The 20954-nt window shown below is 42.1% G+C and carries 19 protein-coding genes; 15 read left to right on the top strand and 4 right to left on the bottom strand.

The genetic code is table 11. From position 1 onward, the window contains the following. Nucleotides 1-80 precede the first annotated feature (80 nt). On the top strand, nucleotides 81-1202 hold the full coding sequence (ald, locus tag B4U37_RS16840) for an alanine dehydrogenase (protein WP_010195501.1): 1122 nt from the start codon (nucleotides 81-83) through the stop codon (nucleotides 1200-1202). 56 nt (nucleotides 1203-1258) lie between these two features. Here the strand turns inward: ald and B4U37_RS16835 are convergent, their stop codons facing one another. Beyond that, nucleotides 1259-2362 (bottom strand): M24 family metallopeptidase, encoded by a 1104-nt coding sequence (locus B4U37_RS16835; RefSeq protein ID WP_088019162.1) that lies wholly within the window; start codon nucleotides 2360-2362, stop codon nucleotides 1259-1261. Nucleotides 2363-2532: 170 nt separating this feature from the next. Between B4U37_RS16835 and B4U37_RS16830 the strand changes: the two genes are divergently transcribed. The 4 genes from B4U37_RS16830 to B4U37_RS16815 all read left to right on the top strand — a co-directional run bounded on the left by B4U37_RS16830 (nucleotide 2533) and on the right by B4U37_RS16815 (nucleotide 6323). Continuing rightward, a complete protein-coding gene (locus B4U37_RS16830; protein ID WP_088019161.1) occupies nucleotides 2533-3216 on the top strand; it encodes a metal-dependent hydrolase in 684 nt (227 codons plus the stop codon). Between the two features lie 94 nt (nucleotides 3217-3310). Further along, complete coding sequence (locus B4U37_RS16825) at nucleotides 3311-3553, top strand: hypothetical protein (RefSeq protein ID WP_392396772.1); 243 nt, start codon at nucleotides 3311-3313, stop codon at nucleotides 3551-3553. A gap of 69 nt (nucleotides 3554-3622) precedes the next feature. Beyond that, complete coding sequence (locus B4U37_RS16820; protein WP_088019160.1) at nucleotides 3623-4930, top strand: CBS domain-containing protein; 1308 nt, start codon at nucleotides 3623-3625, stop codon at nucleotides 4928-4930. 409 nt (nucleotides 4931-5339) lie between these two features. Beyond that, on the top strand, nucleotides 5340-6323 hold the full coding sequence (locus tag B4U37_RS16815; RefSeq protein ID WP_088019159.1) for a nuclease-related domain-containing protein: 984 nt from the start codon (nucleotides 5340-5342) through the stop codon (nucleotides 6321-6323). A gap of 49 nt (nucleotides 6324-6372) precedes the next feature. Here the strand turns inward: B4U37_RS16815 and B4U37_RS16810 are convergent, their stop codons facing one another. Then, entirely contained in the window at nucleotides 6373-6705 is a 333-nt protein-coding gene (locus B4U37_RS16810; protein WP_088019157.1) for a YtpI family protein, read from the bottom strand. Nucleotides 6706-6888: 183 nt separating this feature from the next. Here B4U37_RS16810 and B4U37_RS16805 point away from each other — a divergent pair, with 183 nt between their 5' ends. Next, entirely contained in the window at nucleotides 6889-7839 is a 951-nt protein-coding gene (locus tag B4U37_RS16805; RefSeq protein ID WP_088019156.1) for a DHH family phosphoesterase, read from the top strand. Nucleotides 7840-7886: 47 nt separating this feature from the next. Here B4U37_RS16805 and ytrI read toward each other — a convergent pair whose 3' ends face one another. Further along, the gene (gene ytrI, locus B4U37_RS16800) at nucleotides 7887-8387 is read right to left on the bottom strand and encodes a sporulation membrane protein YtrI (RefSeq protein ID WP_088019155.1); all 501 of its coding nucleotides are present in this window, start codon (nucleotides 8385-8387) and stop codon (nucleotides 7887-7889) included. A 1-nt stretch (nucleotide 8388) separates the two neighbouring features. After that, nucleotides 8389-8724: a sporulation membrane protein YtrH gene (gene ytrH / locus B4U37_RS16795; protein ID WP_010195627.1), complete on the bottom strand. Its 336-nt coding sequence runs from the start codon at nucleotides 8722-8724 to the stop codon at nucleotides 8389-8391. 151 nt (nucleotides 8725-8875) lie between these two features. Between ytrH and dnaE the strand changes: the two genes are divergently transcribed. The 9 genes from dnaE to B4U37_RS16750 all read left to right on the top strand — a co-directional run bounded on the left by dnaE (nucleotide 8876) and on the right by B4U37_RS16750 (nucleotide 20907). Further along, the gene (gene dnaE / locus B4U37_RS16790) at nucleotides 8876-12202 is read left to right on the top strand and encodes a DNA polymerase III subunit alpha (protein WP_088019154.1); all 3327 of its coding nucleotides are present in this window, start codon (nucleotides 8876-8878) and stop codon (nucleotides 12200-12202) included. Nucleotides 12203-12361: 159 nt separating this feature from the next. Next, on the top strand, nucleotides 12362-13600 hold the full coding sequence (gene ystJ, locus B4U37_RS16785) for an NADP-dependent malic enzyme (RefSeq protein WP_010195629.1): 1239 nt from the start codon (nucleotides 12362-12364) through the stop codon (nucleotides 13598-13600). A gap of 3 nt (nucleotides 13601-13603) precedes the next feature. Continuing rightward, on the top strand, nucleotides 13604-14218 hold the full coding sequence (locus tag B4U37_RS16780; protein ID WP_010195630.1) for a FadR/GntR family transcriptional regulator: 615 nt from the start codon (nucleotides 13604-13606) through the stop codon (nucleotides 14216-14218). Between the two features lie 186 nt (nucleotides 14219-14404). Further along, nucleotides 14405-15268, top strand: coding sequence for an acetyl-CoA carboxylase, carboxyltransferase subunit beta (gene accD / locus B4U37_RS16775; RefSeq protein ID WP_088019153.1), 864 nt, complete (start codon nucleotides 14405-14407; stop codon nucleotides 15266-15268). Further along, nucleotides 15262-16248: an acetyl-CoA carboxylase carboxyl transferase subunit alpha gene (gene accA, locus B4U37_RS16770; protein ID WP_088019151.1), complete on the top strand. Its 987-nt coding sequence runs from the start codon at nucleotides 15262-15264 to the stop codon at nucleotides 16246-16248. Before accD ends, accA begins: the two co-directional genes overlap by 7 nt. A 336-nt stretch (nucleotides 16249-16584) precedes the next feature. After that, nucleotides 16585-17544: a 6-phosphofructokinase gene (gene pfkA / locus B4U37_RS16765; protein ID WP_088019150.1), complete on the top strand. Its 960-nt coding sequence runs from the start codon at nucleotides 16585-16587 to the stop codon at nucleotides 17542-17544. 133 nt (nucleotides 17545-17677) lie between these two features. Beyond that, nucleotides 17678-19432, top strand: a complete 1755-nt coding sequence (gene pyk / locus B4U37_RS16760) for a pyruvate kinase (protein ID WP_088019149.1) — start codon at nucleotides 17678-17680, stop codon at nucleotides 19430-19432. 125 nt (nucleotides 19433-19557) lie between these two features. Further along, entirely contained in the window at nucleotides 19558-19953 is a 396-nt protein-coding gene (locus tag B4U37_RS16755) for an FxsA family protein (RefSeq protein ID WP_088019148.1), read from the top strand. A gap of 39 nt (nucleotides 19954-19992) precedes the next feature. Continuing rightward, the gene (locus B4U37_RS16750; RefSeq protein WP_088019144.1) at nucleotides 19993-20907 is read left to right on the top strand and encodes a DUF1002 domain-containing protein; all 915 of its coding nucleotides are present in this window, start codon (nucleotides 19993-19995) and stop codon (nucleotides 20905-20907) included. Nucleotides 20908-20954 lie beyond the last annotated feature (47 nt).

Raw genomic sequence — 20954 nt, 5'->3', positions numbered from 1 at the left:
CTATTTTACATTTTCTAGTTTAATGTTATATTAGTTACGTCTTAACGCTTTGTGATTATGAAGAGGGAGGTATTTGATCCATGAGAATTGGAGTACCTAGAGAGATAAAAAACAACGAAAACCGTGTTGCGATGACGCCTGCAGGTGTAGTAAACCTTGTTGGATTCGGACATGAAGTATACATAGAAAAAGAAGCTGGTATTGGATCCGGCTTTACTGATGAGCAATATGTACAAGCTGGTGCTAAAATGGTGGAAACGGCAGAAGAAGCATGGTCCATGGATATGGTCATGAAGGTAAAAGAGCCACTTCCTTCTGAGTATAGCTATTTCCGTGAGGGGCTAATCCTTTTCACTTATCTGCATCTTGCTCCAGAACCAGAATTAACAAAGGCTTTGATTGATAACAAAGTAGTGGGTATTGCATATGAGACAGTTCAACTTCCAAACGGATCCCTTCCGTTGTTGACTCCTATGAGTGAAGTTGCCGGTCGTATGGCTACTCAAATTGGTGCGCAATTCCTTGAGAAAATCAAAGGTGGAAAAGGGATTCTTCTAGGTGGTGTTCCTGGTGTACGCCGCGGGAAGGTAACGATCATTGGTGGAGGTGTCGCTGGTACGAATGCTGCTAAGATGGCAATCGGACTTGGCGCAGATGTAACCATCCTGGACTTAAATCCGGATCGTCTTCGTCAGTTGGATGATATTTTCGGTAAAGACATCCAGACACTTATGAGTAACCCGTTAAACCTTGAAATCGCTGTGAAAGAATCAGACCTTGTTATTGGTGCTGTTCTAATTCCAGGTGCTAAAGCGCCGAAGCTTGTAACAGAGGAAATGATTCAATCCATGGGTGCAGGTTCTGTTGTGGTGGATATCGCAATTGATCAGGGTGGAATTTTCGAGACGACAGATCGCATTACTACGCATGACGATCCAACATATGTGAAGCATGAAGTCGTTCACTATGCCGTTGCAAACATGCCTGGTGCGGTTCCACGTACATCCACTATCGCATTGACGAATGTTACGGTTCCTTATGCGGTGCAAATTGCAAACAAAGGCTACAAGCAAGCTTCCTTGGATAATGAAGCTATCCTAAAGGGAATCAACACGCTAGACGGATATGTAACATATGCGGCAGTGGCAGAGTCTCACGGGTTGGCGTATGAGAGCGCAAGCAATCTTTTAGTGAAGAGCTAATTAAATTTTATAAAAAAAACAGGTGCCCATGGGAGACATGGATACCTGTTTTTTATTTATGGCTTAATGATCTGTAAATCTTTCGGGTAGCTTGTCAGCAATTCGATTCCGTTGTCTGTAACTAAAATATCATCTTCGATTCGTACGCCACCTACTCCTGGTTTGTAGATACCAGGTTCAATCGTAAAGGCCATTCCTTTTTGCAGTTTCATCGTGTTCGTTTCATTCATGGATGGATACTCGTGCACTTCGATGCCTAGTCCGTGACCGATTCGGTGTGTAAAGAATTCTCCATAACCACTTTCCGTTATGATCGAGCGGGCTTTACGGTCAATCTGTCCGATTTCGACACCTGGTTTACAGATATCCACGGCAGCAAGCTGCGCCTTCAATACCGTTTCATAGATTTCCTGTTGCTGTTCGTTCACATTACCAAAGGCAACGGTTCTTGTGATATCTGAGCAATATCCATTCAAGACAACGCCAAGGTCAAATAACACAAGGTCGCCATCCTTTACTTGATCCAAACCAGGCTTTCCATGAGGAGCTGCTGTCTTTAAACCTGTCAGCGCCATCGTGGAAAAGGACATTTGGCTGATTCCTTTTTTCTTCAGCTCATACTCAATCGTTGCAACAAGCTCCTGCTCTGTCACACCTTTTTTCAGGTGATGCACCCCAACTTCCACTCCAAAGTCGGCTAGTTTGGCTGCTTCTCTCAAAATGGATACCTCTTCTTCATCCTTTACAAGACGAAGCTTATACATTTTATCTTCTGCCGCGGCAAGTTTTACGCCCGGGAAGACTTCTTCTAACTTATGTAAACGAGCGACAGTCATATGTTCCTGCTCTACTGCCAGTTTTTCCATTTGAATTCCTTGTTGTTTCACATACTCCTGAACCTTTTGCCAAGGATCATCCGTATCATTGTACCCGACTATTCCGTAGTTCCAGCCTGTTTTCTTTACCTGTTCTACTTCCATATTGGGGCAGACAATCGCAGGCTCGCTGTTTGGAAAAGCGAGAAGTCCCAAAAGTCTTTCGTGTGGATCTGTGTAAAAACCGCTTATGTAAAATACGTTCGGGGTAGACGTTAAGAAACAACCGGACAAGTCCTCCTGTTTCAGCCACTCTACCAATTGCTTCAGACGATGTTCTTTCATATCAGCCACTCCTTTTTGGTCAATTACTTCTAGTTACGAAGTTTAATACGTTTACATTAAGAGTATCAGGGAATCATACTTGTGTAAATTTTATTAGGAGGATTTTTGATTAAAAAAGAGAAGATTAACGGGTATGAAGAATTTGAGCTGGAGAAGGAGAGGTTGTTAGAATGAAAGTTTCCTATCATGGACATTCCGTAGTAAAAGTTGAGGCGAATGGTAAAACGATTCTTTTTGATCCGTTTATTACGGGTAATGGTCTGACAGATTTAAAAGCAGAAGATTTGAAAGTGGATGTAATTCTTTTAACACACGGCCACAATGACCATGTCGGCGATACGGTAGATCTGGCTTTGAAAAATGACGCTCTGGTCGTAGCACCTTTTGAACTGGCAGAATACTTGGGCTGGCAAGGTGTGAAGGTACATGAGATGCATATTGGTGGTGCACATGAATTCGATTTCGGAAAAGTGAAATTGACACAGGCTTTCCATGGCTCTAGTTATACAGATTATGAAACGAAAACAATTGTTTATACTGGCATGCCGAGTGGGATCTTGTTAACCATTGATGGGAAGACGATTTTCCATGCCGGAGATACAGCATTATTTTCTGATATGAAATTGATTGGGGAATTAAATAATATTGATGTCGCTTTCCTGCCAATCGGGGATAATTTTACGATGGGTCCGGATGATGCGGTTCTCGCTGCAAAATGGCTTGATGCAAGTACCGTGGTGCCAATTCACTTTAATACGTTTCCTGTCATTGAACAAAATCCACAAGAGTTTGTTAGCAAACTTCCTGAAGGTGTCGGGAGAGTGCTTGAAGTGGGAGAGGTCCTTGATTTATAGGCAGATGCAAAGAAAAGAAGCGGATTTGCTTCTTTTTTTTGTTGTGCGGAATATACATGATACAAGCTATAGAGTTTGGAAGGAGTGTCATGTGTTGAAGAATAGACTTTTATTATCATTATTATGTATCGGTGCGATGTTATACATTGCCGTTCCGCGTTTACCGGTGACAGAAGATGGACTTGCAGGGTGGTTCGGGATTGCGTGGTTGGTGCTTGCCTTGATGGCAGTCGGCGGCAATACTGCAGCAATCATGTATTTGCCAAAGCGAAAGCGAATGGTGCGCAAAGCGAAATTGGCAGAAGTCAAAAAGGTGCGATTGCGTCAATATCAGTAAACACATTGAATACAAGCTCTAACACCCGTATAATGAAGGTACAAATAATTATGTGGACGGGTGAAGAGTGTGACAAAGCATGAACAGATTCTCCATTATATTGAAGAACTGCCTATTGGAGAAAAAATATCAGTACGACAAATCGCTAAGGCGTTGACGGTTAGTGAAGGTACGGCATACAGAGCAATCAAGGATGCCGAAAATAAAGGATATGTTAGTACCATCGAACGCGTTGGTACTATTCGTATTGAGCGGAAAAAGAAAGAGAATATTGAAAAGCTGACATTTGCTGAAGTGGTTAACATTGTGGATGGACAAGTTCTTGGCGGCAGAGAGGGACTCCATAAGACCTTGAACAAATTTGTTATCGGTGCCATGAAACTTGAGGCGATGATGCGCTATACAGAAGCAGGAAATCTGTTGATTGTCGGTAACCGTTACAACGCACATAAACTTGCCATCGAGGCTGGCGCTGCCGTGTTAATTACCGGTGGCTTTGATACGGACGAAGAGGTTAAGAAATTAGCCGATGAAATGAAGCTTCCGATTATCTCGAGCAGTTATGACACATTCACTGTTGCGACTTTGATCAACCGTGCCATCTATGATCAGTTGATCAAAAAAGAAATCGTGTTGGTCGAGGATATCTTGACTCCAATTGAAGCGACGACTTACTTAACGACAGAAGATACCATTGCGGAATGGTATAAGGTGAATGAAGAAATCAAACATAGCCGTTTTCCAATCATCGATAAAAACTTGAAGGTGCAGGGTGTGGTTACTTCCAAGGATGTGCTCGGCAAGGACTCCGGGACGCTTATTGAAAAAGTGATGACCAAAAACCCAATCACCGTTAATGGTAAAACTTCGGTCGCGTCTGCTGCCCATATCATGGTGTGGGAAGGGATTGAGATGCTGCCGGTAGTCGACCCGAACCATCGTCTTCTTGGAATCATCAGCCGTCAGGACGTATTGAAGGCGTTGCAAATGATCCAAAGGCAGCCGCAAGTCGGGGAAACGCTAGATGATATTGTGACCAATCAGTTCATGGATGTCACAGAATCAAAAGGGGAAGAGGCTTACCAAAGCGAAGTGACCCCGCAGATGACCAACTCGGTCGGAACAATATCCTATGGGGTATTTACAACCATCGTGACTGAAGCGGCAAAGCGTGTGATCCGCAATTTGAAAAAGAGTGACATGGTCGTGGAGAACATTACGATTTATTTTATTAAGCCAGTGCAGATCGACAGCACCATCGAGATTCGGCCTAAAGTGCTCGAGGTCGGCCGCAAGTTCGGTAAAGTGGACGTGGAAGTGTACCACGAAGGCAATGTCGTCGGCAAGGCGATGATGATGGTGCAGTTGATACAGTAAGTGGATTGTTAGAAGGGATGGCTCGTATTGGAGTCTGACGCTCTCACCTTTTGGGGTGAGGGCGTTTTTTGGTGGTTGGTGGTTGGGGGACGTTGCGGCTGGGGGAACTAAGGTCAAGTGCAAGTTCGAGTGCAAGTGCAAGTTCGAGTGCAAGTTCGAGTGCAAAGACTGAAGTGTTGAAGGGCTTTTGTTGGGGGGCTGGGGGATCAATGGATAAATTAATTTTACAATGGATATATGGATTTTAGAATGGATAAATACGTTTTACAATGGATATATCGGATTTACAATGGATATATTCATTTTAGAATGGATATGTCAGAATCCGATGTTCTTTTTGTAGAATTTAAAGGGATTTTCAAGTCCTGAGTCGAAAGTACCAAGACAAAGTTAACAAAGGTGTGACTAAATGATAAAAATGCATAGAGAAAAGTCGAATAGGATGCTGATCCATGAAGCCGGCTTGAGGAGGCTGGTACCATCCCACCATCAATACCCATTGATTGAACAGGAATATGGCAAAATGAAATACGGTTACAAAGGGGAAGAGGCATTAGACTACTATTTAACCTTTCTCCCTCATGAAAACTACCACATACTTCATGGCCTCCGAATAAAGGACCCGAAAGGTAGATACTTTCAAATAGACACGCTGCTCATTACATCAACCCATTGCTTAATAATAGATTGCAAATACGTTTCAGGTAAATTAGAATTTGACGAAGTGGGATGTCAACTCATCCGGCATAAGGCAGATGGGGAAATGGAAAGAATGGCAGATCCTCTATCACAAGTAGCTCGCCACCGTTATCAACTTTCGTTATGGTTAGAACACCACGGCTTCCCAAGCTTACCAATTGCGAGTTTGGTAGCTTTAACTCACAGTAAATCCCATTTACTCAAAACTTCTCCCTCACTTATGAAAAAGGTAACTTTTCTAACTAATCTCCCAAATAGAATAAATGAAATAAATGCACTCCATTCATCCGCAGTCCTGAATAAAAAAGATTTTAACAAGCTTACGAAAACACTAATAAAGAAACATACTCCAGATAGCTTTAATTTTCTACAGAACTACAACATTAAACAGGAAGAACTGATAAAAGGCGTAATATGTAAGAATTGCGGGTTCAACATGATGAAGAAAAAAAGAAAATATTGGACTTGTAAGAGGTGCAATAGCCAATCACTGTCAGCGCACCTTTATGCGCTAGAAGATTATAAACTATTAATATCTACTACCATTCAGAACAAAGAGTTGAGGGATTTCCTTCTAATTAGTTCTGCATCAGAAGCATATAATATATTGGTATCACTAAGCTTGCCCTCGATTGGCGACAAAAAAGGGAGGATTTACTCGTTAGAACATTTTAGAATTTCCTTTTCGCCATAACAAAAAAGCCGCCCCCAAAAAAAAGGAACGACTTTCTCTCAACTAATCTTCAATCCATAACCGTCTTCTCTTTCATTTCCGCTTCCTTAACTGCTTCTGCTTCTTCGATTGCAAATGGCAGGTAGAAACGGTAGGCTTTGTAGCCCGCCCAGATGCTGCCCAAACCTACAACCAACAAAATGATGCCCACTACGATGGCGACCGTGGATAGTGGGTTAATAAGGGAATTAACGCCAAAAAAGAATACAAAACTACCCAACGCGATGCTGGATTTTGCGCTTAGCCATTTCTTTTCAGCCGGCAATTGAGTGCGGAAGTATTTTACTTTATACATTAAATAGAACATTAATGAAAAGATAATGAGAAAAACAAAAATAGCCAAAAGGACACACTCCTTTATATAGTTCATACAAGATATTTATAATTCTATCATACGCATACAAGCTATATTGTAACGTGTTCGTGAACAAAATTCTACTTTTCCACTAAAATGATATTCCTTTGAGAACAAGGCAAACTGTGATTAAATAAAAGAAAAGATTCAGGTGAAAGAGGGTTACATACGATGAGGCAACAGATAATAGATGAAATTAAGGCGCATGATACGGTCATCATTCACCGTCATGTCAGGCCGGATCCGGATGCATATGGGTCACAGTGTGGGTTGGCTGAGTTGATCAAGGAAAGTTATCCGGAGAAAAAGGTGTATCGCGTCGGGGAAGCGGAAGAGTCATTAAACTTCTTGAGCAAGCTTGATGAGATACCGGACTCCAGTTACGATGGGGCTCTTGTCATTGTCTGTGACACGGCAAATACTGATCGCATATGTGATAAGCGATACAAGTTGGCAGCTAAGTGGATAAAAATCGACCATCACCCGAATGAGGACAGATATGGGGATATGATGTGGGTGGACACGGATGCCAGTTCAACGAGTGAAATGATATACGAATTGTATCTGGCCGGGAAAAATCAAGGCTGGGTGATGACAAAAGAGGCTGCTAGGCTAATATTCGCAGGCATTATCGGCGATACGGGCAGATTCCTTTTCCAAAGCACCAATACTAAGACATTCTTGTATGCGAGTGAACTGTTGAGCTACGGTTTCTCGATGACGGATCTTTACGAGGAGCTGTATCGCACCAAATTGCACATTGCCAAGCTTAGCGGTTATGTATTGGAGAATTTCTCTATGCATGAGAATGGGATTGCTTCCATGAAGATTACACCGGATATTTTGCAGCGATATAATGCCCTTCCTTCAGAGGCATCACAGTTGGTGGGGATGCTTGGTAATATTGAAGGCGTTAAGGCGTGGGTATTTTTTATAGAAGAAGCAGATCAGATCAGGGTGAGGCTTCGTTCGAAAGGGACCATTGTCAATGAAATTGCCAAAAAGTACAGCGGCGGAGGTCATCCGTTGGCATCAGGGGCATCTATTTATAAATGGGAAGAAGCGGACCATGTGCTTGCTGACCTGATTGAAGCTTCAAGGGCACAATTGCAAGGGGAATAGAAAGGTGAAAGAGGAAGAAGCTACAACAACAGGCAGTCGCTTCTTCCTCATTCCATTTTCACAATCAACAAGTCCATTTCAATCGTTGTGTCTATATAAAGAAAGTCGACCTCAAAGTAGTAGCGTTTGTCATCAAGTGCGTAGCTTTTGTTTTCGATGACTTTTATCAGCAATTGGCGATTGTCTTTAATGCTAGCAACGTCTTTTGACACCTGGTCGTTAAGATCCTCTGTAATTCTGGCAATGATGGAGGAGCGGCTGAACGAGTTGAGCATGTATTTTTCGTGATTGATGATGGATATCTTAAAGTCTTCTATTTTTAACTGATCTTTTTCCTCTTTTAATTTGTCATTGTCCTCTGTCAGAATATGAATTCTGTTTTTATAGCTTTTCACTTCTTCCTTATATTTTATAAGATCGCCAATATTTTTTTCCAAAGTGACACCATACATAAGCATGAATATCAACCAGCCTACTATTGCACCCAATACCACCCCGGAAAAAAAACGCTGCCACCCGGGATCGCGGTTATAAGGAGGAACCCTCATCTTATAAGGTCTCCTGAGTAAGCCAGCTGATGATGAGTGCTCCGGTTTGTGCGCCGCCGGTTGCAGAGATGATTAAAAGCAATTGCTTTACTAAAAATTTCGTTTCGCCGTTAAACAGCCCTTTTTCTAGATTATAAAAGGTGTCAAAGGTACCTCCGATGGCAGCGACAATCGCCCATATCTTCAAACTTTTGGCCAAGCTCCACATTCTAGTCAAAGGTGGGTCCCCCACTAAAAAAGCAGCAATTCCACCAATGATTGCTCCTCCAAGTATTACCCCGACAGCAATGAAAAAACTGAAGATAAGGGTCGCGACGAATGGATCTTTAACGTCCATATTCATCATCCTTTCTGTTCTTATTCATATATATGGACAGGATGTTGTAAGTATGTGACGTTAATGGAGAAGTTTCTTCATTGTGTTTGGAACGGAATAGACCCTATAATGAATATATAAAATGGAAGCGTTAAATAAGGTGTGATGATTAATGAGTGTAGTTCATTTACATATAAAAAGCAGTTACAGCCTGCTGAACAGTTCTGTCCGTTTTTCTAAGCTTGTTGAACGTGCCAATGAGCTTGGTTTAAACACCCTTGCGCTTACAGATGAAGATGTGATGTATGGGGCCGTTGATTTTTACAAAGCTTGTAAGTCTGCGAACATCAAGCCAATCATCGGTCTGACGCTATCTGTCCTATCAGACGGGGAGGACGGGGAATCACCGTACCCTGTCATTCTCTTGGCAAAAAATAACATGGGGTTTACTAACTTGATGAAGTTATCGAGTGTCGTTCAAACCAAATCGCAACAAGGGGTTCCGAAAAGGTGGCTGAAGCATTATACAAAAGGGCTGATCGCAATTTTATCTGGCTCTGAATCCGAACTTGCGCAAAATGAAGAGCAAACTGCGGAAGCTTATCTGGAAATGTTCGAGCAAAATTGTGTGTACCTTGGAATTGACCGGAATTCAGCCGAGTCACGTGAACAATCTGAAACGACCCGGAAAAGACATAGCGAGTTGCCGATTGTGGCCATGAGCAAGGTGCATTATCTGCACAAGGAAGATGTGTTTGTGTATGAATGTTTACGCAGCATCAAACAAGGCACCAAACTCGAATCACTGCCAAAAGAGGCTCCGGATTATTTGAGGGCAACCAATGAAATGACACAGTTGTTCGAAGATATTCCGGATGCCTTGGAGAACACGTGGAAGATCAGTAACCAATGTCATATAGAGTTGGAGTTTGGACAAGCGGCTCTCCCAAGTTATCCGGTTCCCGAGGAGAAAAATGCAGACGAGTATTTAGAGGAAATCTGCTGGGAAGGACTTCATAAAAGAATTGGGGGACCTTCTCAAGAATATAAGGATCGCCTTCAATATGAACTTCAGGTAATAAAAGGAATGAAGTTCAGCGACTATTTCTTAATTGTCTGGGATTTTATGTATTATGCACGGAATACGGGGATTTTGACCGGTCCGGGACGTGGTTCTGCCGCAGGTTCATTGGTCGCTTATTCCCTTTTTATCACGGATGTGGATCCAATAGTGCATGATCTGTTGTTTGAAAGATTCCTTAATCCCGAACGAATCACGATGCCCGATATTGATATTGATTTTCAAGATAATAAGCGGGATGAGGTCATCCGTTATGTTGCTGAAAAGTACGGAGAGCTGCATGTTGCCCAAATCATCACATTTGGTACGTTGGCAGCAAAGGCTGCATGGCGTGATGTTGCAAAAGCCTTGAATCTTTCAGGGAAAGAACTTGAGATGATCTCTAAGATGATCCCATCAAGACCAGGAATTACCCTTGATGCGGCATATCAAGAGAATGAAAAACTCCAAAACGCAATTAACGAGACAAAGGAAAGAAAGCGCGCCTTTCAAACAGCGCAAAAGATTGAGGGGCTGCCACGACATTCCTCCACACATGCTGCAGGGGTGGTCATTACCCATAAGCCTTTAACGGAATTAATCCCGATCCAAGCGGGACAACAAGACATCTACCTTACTCAATACACGATGGAAACGCTTGAGGAGCTTGGGTTGCTGAAGATGGATTTCCTTGGATTGAGAAACTTAACGATGATTCAAAGCATTCGCCATGAAGTGAAAAGAGAAACAAAACAACATATAGAAGAAATCCCACTTGACGACGCAGCAACCTTCCGCCTTTTAAGTGAAGGGGATACGTCCGGGATCTTTCAGTTAGAGTCGCCTGGGATGAAAAAGGTTCTTACAAAGCTTAAGCCTTCGAACCTAGAAGATATCGTGGCAGTCAACGCCCTGTACCGGCCGGGGCCAATGGAACAAATTCCTTTGTTTATTGAACGTAAGCACGGGTTGAAAAAAGTGGAATATCCGCATCCAGACCTGATCCCCATTTTGGAGAAGACGTTTGGGGTTATTGTGTATCAAGAGCAAATCATGCAAATCGCAGCGGTGATGGCAGGATTCTCACTGGGCGAAGCGGATTTGTTAAGAAGAGCGGTTGGAAAGAAAAAGAAAGAAGTGCTTGCCAAAGAACGTGCGCATTTTGTGGAAGGGTGCTTGAAGAAAGGCTATGACGAGAAGGTTGCCAACTCTGTCTATGATCTGATTGTACGATTTGCCGACTATGGTTTTAACCGAAGCCATGCCGTTGCCTACAGTATGATATCTTATGAGCTTGCCTATCTGAAGGCAAACCACCCGAAAATTTTTATGGCAACCCTCCTATCCAGCGTGATGGGAAGTGAGCAGAAACTCTCCCAATATATTACAGAGACGAAGCGGAAAGGCATACAAGTCCTGCCACCCTCTATTAATAAAAGTGGAATTGTATTTCAAGTGGAAGAGGGCGGCATCCGCTTTAGTTTGTTAACGATTAAAGGGGTAGGAGTACAGGCGATAAAAGCTCTGATAGAAGAGCGGAGAAAGAAGGAGTTTAGTGACCTGTTTGATTTTTGTAACAGGGCTTCTTCTAAAATCAACCGTAAAACAATTGAAATGCTTATCTTTGGTGGAAGCATGGATGAGTTTGGCGAAGACAGGGCCACACTTCTTGCAACTTTAGATGTTGCCATGCAGCATGCAGAGCTTGTCATGCCTTCAGATGATAATCAAATTGACTTTTTCATGGAAGAAGAATTCAATATTAAGCCGAAGTATGTGAAGGTGGAACCGTTACAGCTGACAGAACAATTGCAATTGGAGAAAGAGGCACTTGGCTTTTATCTATCCAAACATCCGACAGAACCTTTTGCAGCTTACTTTCAGCTCGGTGGTGGTTCCCTTATCCTTGACCTTTCCTCCACAGGGCGAAGAAAGGCGAGAGTCGGAAGTTTCATTTCTAATGAACGAGTAATTCGAACGAAAAAGGGAGACCTTATGGCCTTTCTTACACTTTCCGATCAATCAGGGGACTTGGAAGCAGTGGCGTTTCCAGAACTATATAAACGTTTTTCACATGTATTAAAGACTGGGGAAACGTTAATGGTGGAAGGAAACCTGGAAGAACGAGAAGGGAAAGTTCAGCTGATTATCAAAAATATCATCGAAATTGATACATTGATAGAACAATATGCACATCTTATTGGTGATCTTTTTCTGCAAATAGACGAAGACAAGCATGAGCAAGAAGTGTTTCAACATCTTCAAAAAGTGCTGAAAACGCATCATGGTCCATCAACGGTGTATGTCCATTATACGCAAGCGAAGAAGACGATAAAGCTGCAGCCAACCTTGTATGTAGCGCCTACTGAAGAGTGTTTACTGAAGCTTAAAACGATCCTCGGAGAAGAGAACGTTGTATTCAAAAAATCTTTACAATGATTAATATTATGATATAGTTAACAAGGAGGTGGTCAGACCACCTTTTCCTTGTTTTTTTTAGTATAATGAAATGGAAAATATATTAATGGGAAGTCATCACTTGATCCTAACGTAATAAAGGCAGTGAGGATGACAAAAATAGCAGGGGGGACATGTATCATGTCTTTAAAAGAAGAAGCATTACATATGCACAAGATCCACCAAGGGAAATTGGAATCCAAATCAAAGGTACCTGTAAGAAATGCCAAAGACTTAAGTCTGGCATATTCTCCTGGAGTGGCTGAGCCGTGTAAAGCGATTTATGATGATAAAAACAAAGTCTATGATTATACGATGAAGGGCAATATGGTAGCTGTGGTTTCAGATGGTACAGCAGTATTGGGCCTTGGAAACATCGGTCCTGAAGCAGCATTGCCGGTTATGGAAGGAAAAGCGGTATTGTTCAAAAGTTTTGCAGGAGTGGATGCATTTCCGATTTGCTTAAACACGACAGATGTCGATAAAATCGTGGAAACAGTAAAGCTTCTGGAGCCTACTTTCGGAGGGGTGAATTTGGAAGATATCGCTGCTCCTAATTGTTTCGTTGTGGAAGAGCGTCTGAAGAAAGAAACGAACATCCCTATTTTCCATGACGATCAACATGGTACGGCAATTGTAACGGTTGCAGGACTTGTAAATGCCCTCAAACTAGTGAAAAAAAATATCGGAGAAATTAAAGTGGTGGCCAACGGTGCAGGCGCAGCAGGAATTGCCATCATCAAACTATTATATCGATATGGTGTAAGAGATATTACGATGTGCGATTCAAAAGGTGCGATCTATGAAGGGCGCCCATATGGAATGAATAGTGTAAAAGCGGAAGTCGCTACCTATACAAACCGTAACAAAGTCGAAGGGACATTGGCTGATGTGATGAAAGATGCTGATGTATTCATCGGGGTATCTGTAGAAGGAGCATTGACGCAAGCGATGGTCGAAAGCATGAACAAGGATTCCATCATCTTTGCCATGGCCAACCCGAACCCGGAAATCATGCCGGCAGAAGCAAAGCTTGCAGGTGCGAGTGTAGTGGGGACAGGACGTTCCGATTTTCCTAATCAAGTAAACAATGTCTTGGCATTTCCGGGGATTTTCCGTGGTGCACTAGATGTTAGAGCGACCCACATTAATGAACAAATGAAAATAGCTGCGGTCGAAGCAATTGCAAGCCTGGTTTCTGCTGATGAGCTAAGTGATGATTATGTCATTCCAGCACCTTTTGATCCGCGTGTAGCACCTGCTGTGGCAGCGGCTGTAGCAAAGGCTGCAATGGAAACTGGAGTTGCCCGTATCAAGGTTGATCCAGAAGAGGTAGCAGAAAAAACCAGACGGACCGCTATTATCGGAAAAAGTGAATAGTCTATGACTACACCTACGAAAATGTATCTAGAGATTGTCAAAAAAATTCGGGCCATCATTGTAGCAGACGGTCTGAAAGCAGGCGACAAGATTCCTTCCGAACGTGAACTGTCCGACAGATTGAATGTCGGGCGGTCCTCTGTTCGAGAAGCACTTCGGGCACTAGAGCTCTTGGGGCTTATCGAAACAAGACGCGGAGAGGGAACATTCATAAAAGATTTCAAGGAGCACCATCTGGTAGAACTATTAGGGACGTTCATTTTGGAGCAAGACAAGACCAAAAACGATCTGTTAGAAACCAAACTGGAGATAGAAAAATCATGCATCCAGCTATTTATGAAAAAAGCTTCTGTTAAAGAATATGAGAATTTGAGAGAAATGCTTTCAGCTCCCACTTCTAGGACAGATCTTTTCAAAGCAATAGTAACGATAGTAGATAACAGTTTGATGCTAAGGATATGGACGCTTGTAAATAGTTATGCACGTATTATCTCTGAGGATAATATGATAGAGAGTGGTGTTTTGGAAGAGTTACTAGAGGCGATGAGAGAAAAGCAGGCGGAACAAGTAATAAAGCTATATGAAAAACATTTTACGGAAATTGTCGATAAAAAGTAGACAAGAATCTACAACATCCTTCGTGGAGTTTCCGTTACATTAACAGTATGAGTATAAAGGTAAGTAAAGGAATTTGTTTATTGAAATAATGTTAACAGCCTTGCTTACCTATATTTTGACCTGTTATTAGTACCAAATACCAAAACTAAGTAACAAGTTTCTGTAATTAAGGGAGGTTCTGTTGTTTTGTTGAAGGATTTGTTCACAAAGAAGAAAAAATACGCATCCATTCCATCGGAACAAGCAAATCAAGATGTACCAGAAGGAATAATGACCAAGTGTCCTAGCTGTAAAAAAATAATGTATACAAAAGAGTTAATGAAAAATTTAAAGGTGTGTCTACACTGCGGCCACCACCATCCCATGAATGCAAAAGAAAGGCTCCAAAGCTTACTAGATAAAGGCAGCTTTACTGCATATGATGAGGATATGGTTTCTGAAAATCCTCTTAATTTCCCAAACTATTTGGAAAAGCTAGAAGGTGACCGGAAGAAAACAGGAATCAATGAGGCTGTTGTAACCGGTGAAGGGACCATTAATAGTCTTCCTCTTGTTGTTGCCGTTATGGATTCTACTTTCCGTATGGGAAGCATGGGATCGGTAGTGGGGGAAAAAATTACCCGTGCCATTGAAAAGGCAAAGGAAAAAAGAGTGCCATTCCTCATTTTCACAGCTTCTGGCGGTGCAAGAATGCAGGAAGGTGTTTTAAGTTTGATGCAAATGGCAAAAACTAGTAGTGCATTGAAGCTTCATAGCGAAAGCGGCGGGTTGATTATTTCCGTGATGACTCACCCGACGACCGGTGGTGTTTCTGCAAGTTTTGCCTCATTAGGAGATTATAATTTTGCAGAACCGAAAGCCTTAATAGGGTTTGCCGGCAGACGTATCATCGAGCAAACTATTCGGGAAGACCTTCCGGAAGACTTTCAAACTGCTGAATTTTTATTGAAATGCGGGCAACTAGATGCGGTTATTCCTCGTCTTGAGTTGAAAGAAACCTTAACGAACGTATTAGATATACATCAGGGAGGAGGGGAGACGAGATGGTAGGAGAAATGGAATTCGAAAAACCGGTAGTAGAGCTTCGCAAGAAAATAGGTGAACTAAAAGAGTTCACGAAAAATAGCGAGATGGATCTTACTAACGAAATTGAGAAACTAGAAGTAAGGCTAGAAAAACTAGAAACAGATATTTACGGGAACTTAAGCCCGTGGGATCGCGTCCAAATTGCCAGACATCCCGAACGCCCCACCACTTTGGACTATATAGAGCGTGTTTTCACGAACTTTTTAGAATTACACGGAGACAGATATTACGGAGACGATGAAGCAATAGTAGGTGGAATCGGTAAGTTTGAAGGCGTACCAGTTACCATCATCGGGCATCAACGTGGGAAAGATACAAAAGAAAATATCCGCAGAAATTTCGGTATGCCTCATCCAGAAGGCTATCGCAAAGCATTAAGGTTGATGTATCAGGCTGAAAAATTCAATCGTCCTATCGTTTGTTTCATTGATACGAAGGGTGCCTACCCTGGAAAGGCTGCGGAAGAGCGCGGCCAAAGTGAAGCCATTGCCAAAAACCTTTTCGAAATGGCAGGTTTGAAGGTCCCGGTAATTTGCATCGTCATCGGTGAAGGCGGAAGTGGGGGAGCCCTTGCACTTGGTGTCGGAAATCATGTGCACATGCTAGAGAACTCCACCTATTCTGTTATTTCCCCAGAAGGCGCGGCTGCTATCCTGTGGAAGGATGCCAGTCTCGCCAAGAAAGCCGCAGAATCCATGAGAATCACTGCACCTGATCTGCATGATTTAGGAATCATTGATAAAATCATTCCGGAAGCAAAGGGCGGTGCCCATAAGAATGTGGATGTTCAAGCAAAGGGAATAAAAGAAATATTAAAAGAGTCCCTTCAAGATCTGATGCCACTCACTGCTGAGGAATTGATTGAACACCGCTATGCGAAATATAAACGGATTGGTGCATTTTCTTTTAAAGAACAACTTAAGCCAGAAAAAATTAACCAATAGACTATTTGATAAAAAAGTATTTACAGCAGGAGGGAATGAAGCATTTTCCTCCTGTTTTCTTTTGGATAGTAAGGAATAAGCTGGGTATCTTAAAAAAAGAGCTACATGTTCGAATGCCGACTACCTTGAAGAGATATACATAATAAAATTGACCAAAATGTCAACAATGGAAAATGACAGCGTATACAAAACTTTTCATCGACAGTTTTCTGTTGTTTTCGACATACCTTCATGTTAATTTTGAATAAAGAGGCTTTACATAGTACTCATTTTTCTAATAAAATATATGTTTGGGTATACGTTTATAGGTAAATTAGCTCAAGAGGTGAATATATAATGAAACGAATAGGCGTTCTGACAAGTGGTGGAGATGCACCAGGTATGAATGCTGCGGTACGTGCAGTAGTAAGAAAGGCTATTTTTCATGACATCGAGGTATTCGGAATCTATCGCGGATATGCTGGATTGATTGATGGAGATATCAAAAAGCTTGAAATTGGTTCTGTAGGTGATATCATCCATCGTGGTGGAACCATGTTATATTCTGCGAGATGTGAAGAATTTAAAACTAAAGAAGGTCAGCTTAAGGGGATTGAAAACCTGAAAAAGCATGGCATTGAAGCTTTGGTTGTAATTGGCGGGGACGGTTCCTATCAAGGAGCCAAAAAATTAACTGAGCACGGTTATCCATGTATTGGTGTGCCAGGAACGATTGACAACGACATCCCGGGTACTGATTTCACCATTGGCTTCGATACTGCGCTAAATACAGTTATCGATTCCATAGATAAAATTCGTGATACTGCGACATCCCATGAGCGTACATACGTGATTGAAGTGATGGGACGCCATGCGGGAGATATCGCACTATGGGCAGGTCTTGCAGGCGGTGCGGAAACCATTCTGATTCCAGAAGCGAAAGATGATATGCAAGAGGTAATTGCAAGGCTGAAACGCGGAACAGAGCGTGGGAAAAAGCATAGTATCATTGTTGTAGCCGAAGGAGTAGGCAGCGGAGTGGAGTTCGGAAAGAAAATTGAAGACGAGACAAATTTCGAAACGCGAGTAAGTGTGCTTGGTCACATCCAACGCGGTGGATCACCAACTGCATTCGACAGAGTCTTGGCAAGTCGATTGGGCGCGCGTGCAGTGGAATTGCTAATGGATGGCAAAGGCGGCAGATGTGTAGGTATTCAAAGTAATGTGTTAGTTGACCATGATATTATTGAGGCACTATCTAGAACACATACAATTGATGAGAAAATGTACGACCTTTCAAAAGAGCTTTCCATTTAGTAGTATAAGCGCATTGGAATCGTTTTCATTACCAGGTTACCTAAGGCTATTGGTGGTGTTATGCCACTCTGTTGCTTTATAATATAAAAGGACGAAGTGAAAAGAACGGTATATAACTAGGAGGAAATTTTACATGAAAAAAACCAAGATTGTTTGTACGATTGGACCAGCTAGTGAAAGTGTTGAAACACTAATTCAGCTGATGGAAGCAGGGATGAATGTTACCCGTCTGAACTTTTCACACGGTGACTATGAAGAGCATGGAGCTCGTATCCGCAATATTCGTGAAGCAGTGGAACGCACTGGGAAAAATGTTGCGATCCTTTTGGATACAAAAGGTCCTGAAATCAGAACGCACACAATGCAAGATGGTGCGATTGAATTAGTACAAGGAAACGAAATTATCATCTCTATGGAAGAAGTAATTGGAACAACGGAAAAGTTCTCTATTACTTACCCTGGACTAATGGAAGACGTACATCCTGGTTCCCGCATCCTTTTGGATGACGGTCTTATCGGATTGGAAGTTCTTGAAGTAGGAAACAACGAAATCAGAACAAAAATCCTAAACTCCGGTACATTGAAAAATAAAAAAGGTGTAAACGTTCCTGGTGTAAAAGTGAACCTTCCTGGAATCACTGACAAAGATGCGAACGACATTCGCTTTGGTATTGAACAAGGAGTGGATTTCATTGCGGCATCTTTCGTACGTCGTGCGTCTGACGTTCTTGAAATCCGTGAATTACTGGAAGCACACAATGCTACAGACATTCAAATCATCCCTAAAATTGAAAACCAAGAGGGTGTTGACAATATCAACGAAATCTTGGAAGTTTCCGACGGCTTAATGGTTGCACGTGGAGACCTTGGTGTGGAAATCCCTGCAGAAGAGGTACCTCTTGTACAGAAGGACCTTATCAAAAAATGTAATCTTGCTGGAAAGCCTGTCATCACAGCAACTCAAATGCTTGATTCTATGCAACGCAACCCACGTCCAACACGTGCAGAGGCAAGTGACGTAGCGAATGCTATCTTTGACGGAACAGATGCGATCATGCTTTCTGGTGAAACTGCTGCTGGTTCATATCCTATTGAAGCGGTACAAACAATGCACAACATCGCTTCACGTGCAGAACAAGCTTTAGCATATGGAGAAATCCTTACAAAGCACAGCAAGCAAGCGGCACTTACGGTAACGGATTCCATTGGACAATCTGTTGCATACACGGCAATCAGCTTGGATGTTTCTGCAATCGTAACGCCAACTGAAAGTGGACATACTGCACGCATGATTTCCAAATACCGTCCAAAAGCACCGATTGTTGCTGTTACTTCTTGTGAGGCGGTATCTCGTAAACTTGCGCTAGTATGGGGTGTTTACCCGCGCATCGGTCGTCAAGCAACTTCTACAGATGAAATGTTGGAAGTAGCAGTAGAAGAATCATTGAACACAGGTATCGTTTCTCACGGAGACCTAATTGTTATTACAGCAGGTGTTCCAGTTGGCGAAAAAGGTACAACAAACTTGATGAAAATCCACGTTGTTGGTGACGTTCTTGCAAGTGGACAAGGCATTGGCAGAAAATCTGCTTACGGAAAAGTAGTTGTTGCTAAAACAGCAGAGGAAGCTGCGGAAAAGATGACGCAGGGAGCTATCTTCGTAACAACAGGTACGGACAAAGATATGATGCCTTCATTGGAAAAAGCATCTGCTCTTATCACAGAAGAAGGCGGTCTAACAAGTCACGCTGCTGTTGTAGGATTAAGCCTAGGTATTCCAGTAATTGTTGGAGTAGAAGAAGCTACTTCTATTCTACAAGATGGGCAAGAAATTACGGTTGATTCTTCCCGCGGCACGATTTACACTGGACACGCAAACGTATTATAAGTTAAGGCATGAACCCCTCATTCTGGCATATGCTGGAAGAGGGGTTTATTTATATTAGAGTAATTCTTTCACATTTGCTATAATTAACAGGTAGCTTGTTTTAAAAGAAATGGGGTTGTCCTCTTATGTTCAGAATTTTATTAGCTTTAATTATAGTTGTACCAGCATTGGAAATTTGGCTTCTTATTACAGCCGGCAAGCTGATTGGGGCGATTCCGACCATCATATTAATTATCCTTACTGGAGTTTTGGGAGCATGGCTTGCAAAATATCAGGGAGTTTCCGCTCTAAGAAATGCCCAGCAAAAAATGAACAGCGGGCAGATGCCTGGTGATGTAATAATTGATGGTTTATGTATCTTAATTGGTGGAGTTGTTCTATTGACTCCTGGATTTATCACAGATGCTATTGGCTTTGCCTTGCTTTTACCACCGACAAGAAATTTGATCAAACCGTCCATCATGCGCGCAATTAGAAACAGAATGGATCGCGGGCAGTTTATTGTCATTAACAGAAGATAAAGAGAAAGCAATTGATAATATTAGTTTGGGGGAAATGTAATGAAGGTTTGGTTTAAATTGTTGCTAGTGTTGACCTTGGTTTTATCTGGCCTTACATTATCAAATGTTGTACAAGCTGCTGGCGGGGAAGATGAAGAAGAGAGCATTAATGAAAAGTTCGGTCTTCCTATTGTCGTATACGGCGGTACCTTGAATGATGACCAAAAGCAGGAAGTACGCGAATATCTGAACGTGAAAAATCCTGAAATGGTTGAGGAGATTACAGTAACGGGGGAAGATCTTGTTACCTATATTGAGGGAGAAGACAGAAATGCCCGTATGTTCTCCTCAGCTAAAATTACCAGAAAAGAAAAAGGAGAAGGGCTTGTCATTGAAAGGGCCACTCCTGAAAATATCACGCAAGTAACTGATGATATGTATGCAAATGCCCTCTTAACTGCAGGAATTGAGGATGCAGAAGTAATCGTTGCATCTCCAGTGAAGGTTAGTGGTCATTCTGCACTTGTGGGAATATACAAAGCTTATGAAGTAAGCGGAGAAGCACTGAATAAAGACCGTATGGAAGTCGCAAACGAGGAGTTGTCCATTGCAACAAAGCTTGCAGATGAAGAAGGCATGGACAGTGAAAAAGTCAGTGAGTTGTTGACGGAAATCAAAAAGCAAATTGCAGAGCAAAATCCTGCAACAAGAGAAGATGTTGAACAAATCGTAGAAGAACAGTTAGCTAAGTTGAATATCGAGTTAAGTGAAGAAGATAGACAACTGTTGATTGATCTTTTTGAAAAAATGCGTGAATTGAATATCAATTTTGATGGTGTGAAAACTCAGCTAGAGCAAATTTCTACTGACATTAAGAATAAAATTGATGAAGTGGTAGGGAATGAAGGTTTCTGGCAAGGAGTTCAAGACTTTTTCCGTAACCTGTTCCAGTCCATTGCTGATTTGTTTAAATAGAAACATATGAAAAAGGCTGTCCGCTCTGGACAGCCTTTTTTTGGGTG

The sequence above is a fragment of the Sutcliffiella horikoshii genome, assembly GCF_002157855.1.
In the GTDB taxonomy this organism is placed as follows: Bacteria; Bacillota; Bacilli; order Bacillales; family Bacillaceae_I; genus Sutcliffiella_A; species Sutcliffiella_A horikoshii_C.
This window is presented reverse-complemented; position numbering and strand designations above follow the sequence as displayed.

Coding starts and splice junctions, on each gene's coding strand:
- B4U37_RS16780 (WP_010195630.1), top strand. CDS start 13,604: ATGACTACACCTACGAAAATGTATCTAGAGATTGTCAAAAAAATTCGG.
- pyk (WP_088019149.1), top strand. CDS start 17,678: ATGAAAAAAACCAAGATTGTTTGTACGATTGGACCAGCTAGTGAAAGT.
- pfkA (WP_088019150.1), top strand. CDS start 16,585: ATGAAACGAATAGGCGTTCTGACAAGTGGTGGAGATGCACCAGGTATG.
- accA (WP_088019151.1), top strand. CDS start 15,262: ATGGTAGGAGAAATGGAATTCGAAAAACCGGTAGTAGAGCTTCGCAAG.
- ystJ (WP_010195629.1), top strand. CDS start 12,362: ATGTCTTTAAAAGAAGAAGCATTACATATGCACAAGATCCACCAAGGG.
- B4U37_RS16805 (WP_088019156.1), top strand. CDS start 6,889: ATGAGGCAACAGATAATAGATGAAATTAAGGCGCATGATACGGTCATC.
- dnaE (WP_088019154.1), top strand. CDS start 8,876: ATGAGTGTAGTTCATTTACATATAAAAAGCAGTTACAGCCTGCTGAAC.
- ytrH (WP_010195627.1), bottom strand. CDS start 8,724: ATGGACGTTAAAGATCCATTCGTCGCGACCCTTATCTTCAGTTTTTTC.
- B4U37_RS16815 (WP_088019159.1), top strand. CDS start 5,340: ATGATAAAAATGCATAGAGAAAAGTCGAATAGGATGCTGATCCATGAA.
- B4U37_RS16750 (WP_088019144.1), top strand. CDS start 19,993: ATGAAGGTTTGGTTTAAATTGTTGCTAGTGTTGACCTTGGTTTTATCT.
- B4U37_RS16830 (WP_088019161.1), top strand. CDS start 2,533: ATGAAAGTTTCCTATCATGGACATTCCGTAGTAAAAGTTGAGGCGAAT.
- B4U37_RS16755 (WP_088019148.1), top strand. CDS start 19,558: ATGTTCAGAATTTTATTAGCTTTAATTATAGTTGTACCAGCATTGGAA.
- ald (WP_010195501.1), top strand. CDS start 81: ATGAGAATTGGAGTACCTAGAGAGATAAAAAACAACGAAAACCGTGTT.
- ytrI (WP_088019155.1), bottom strand. CDS start 8,387: ATGAGGGTTCCTCCTTATAACCGCGATCCCGGGTGGCAGCGTTTTTTT.
- B4U37_RS16835 (WP_088019162.1), bottom strand. CDS start 2,362: ATGAAAGAACATCGTCTGAAGCAATTGGTAGAGTGGCTGAAACAGGAG.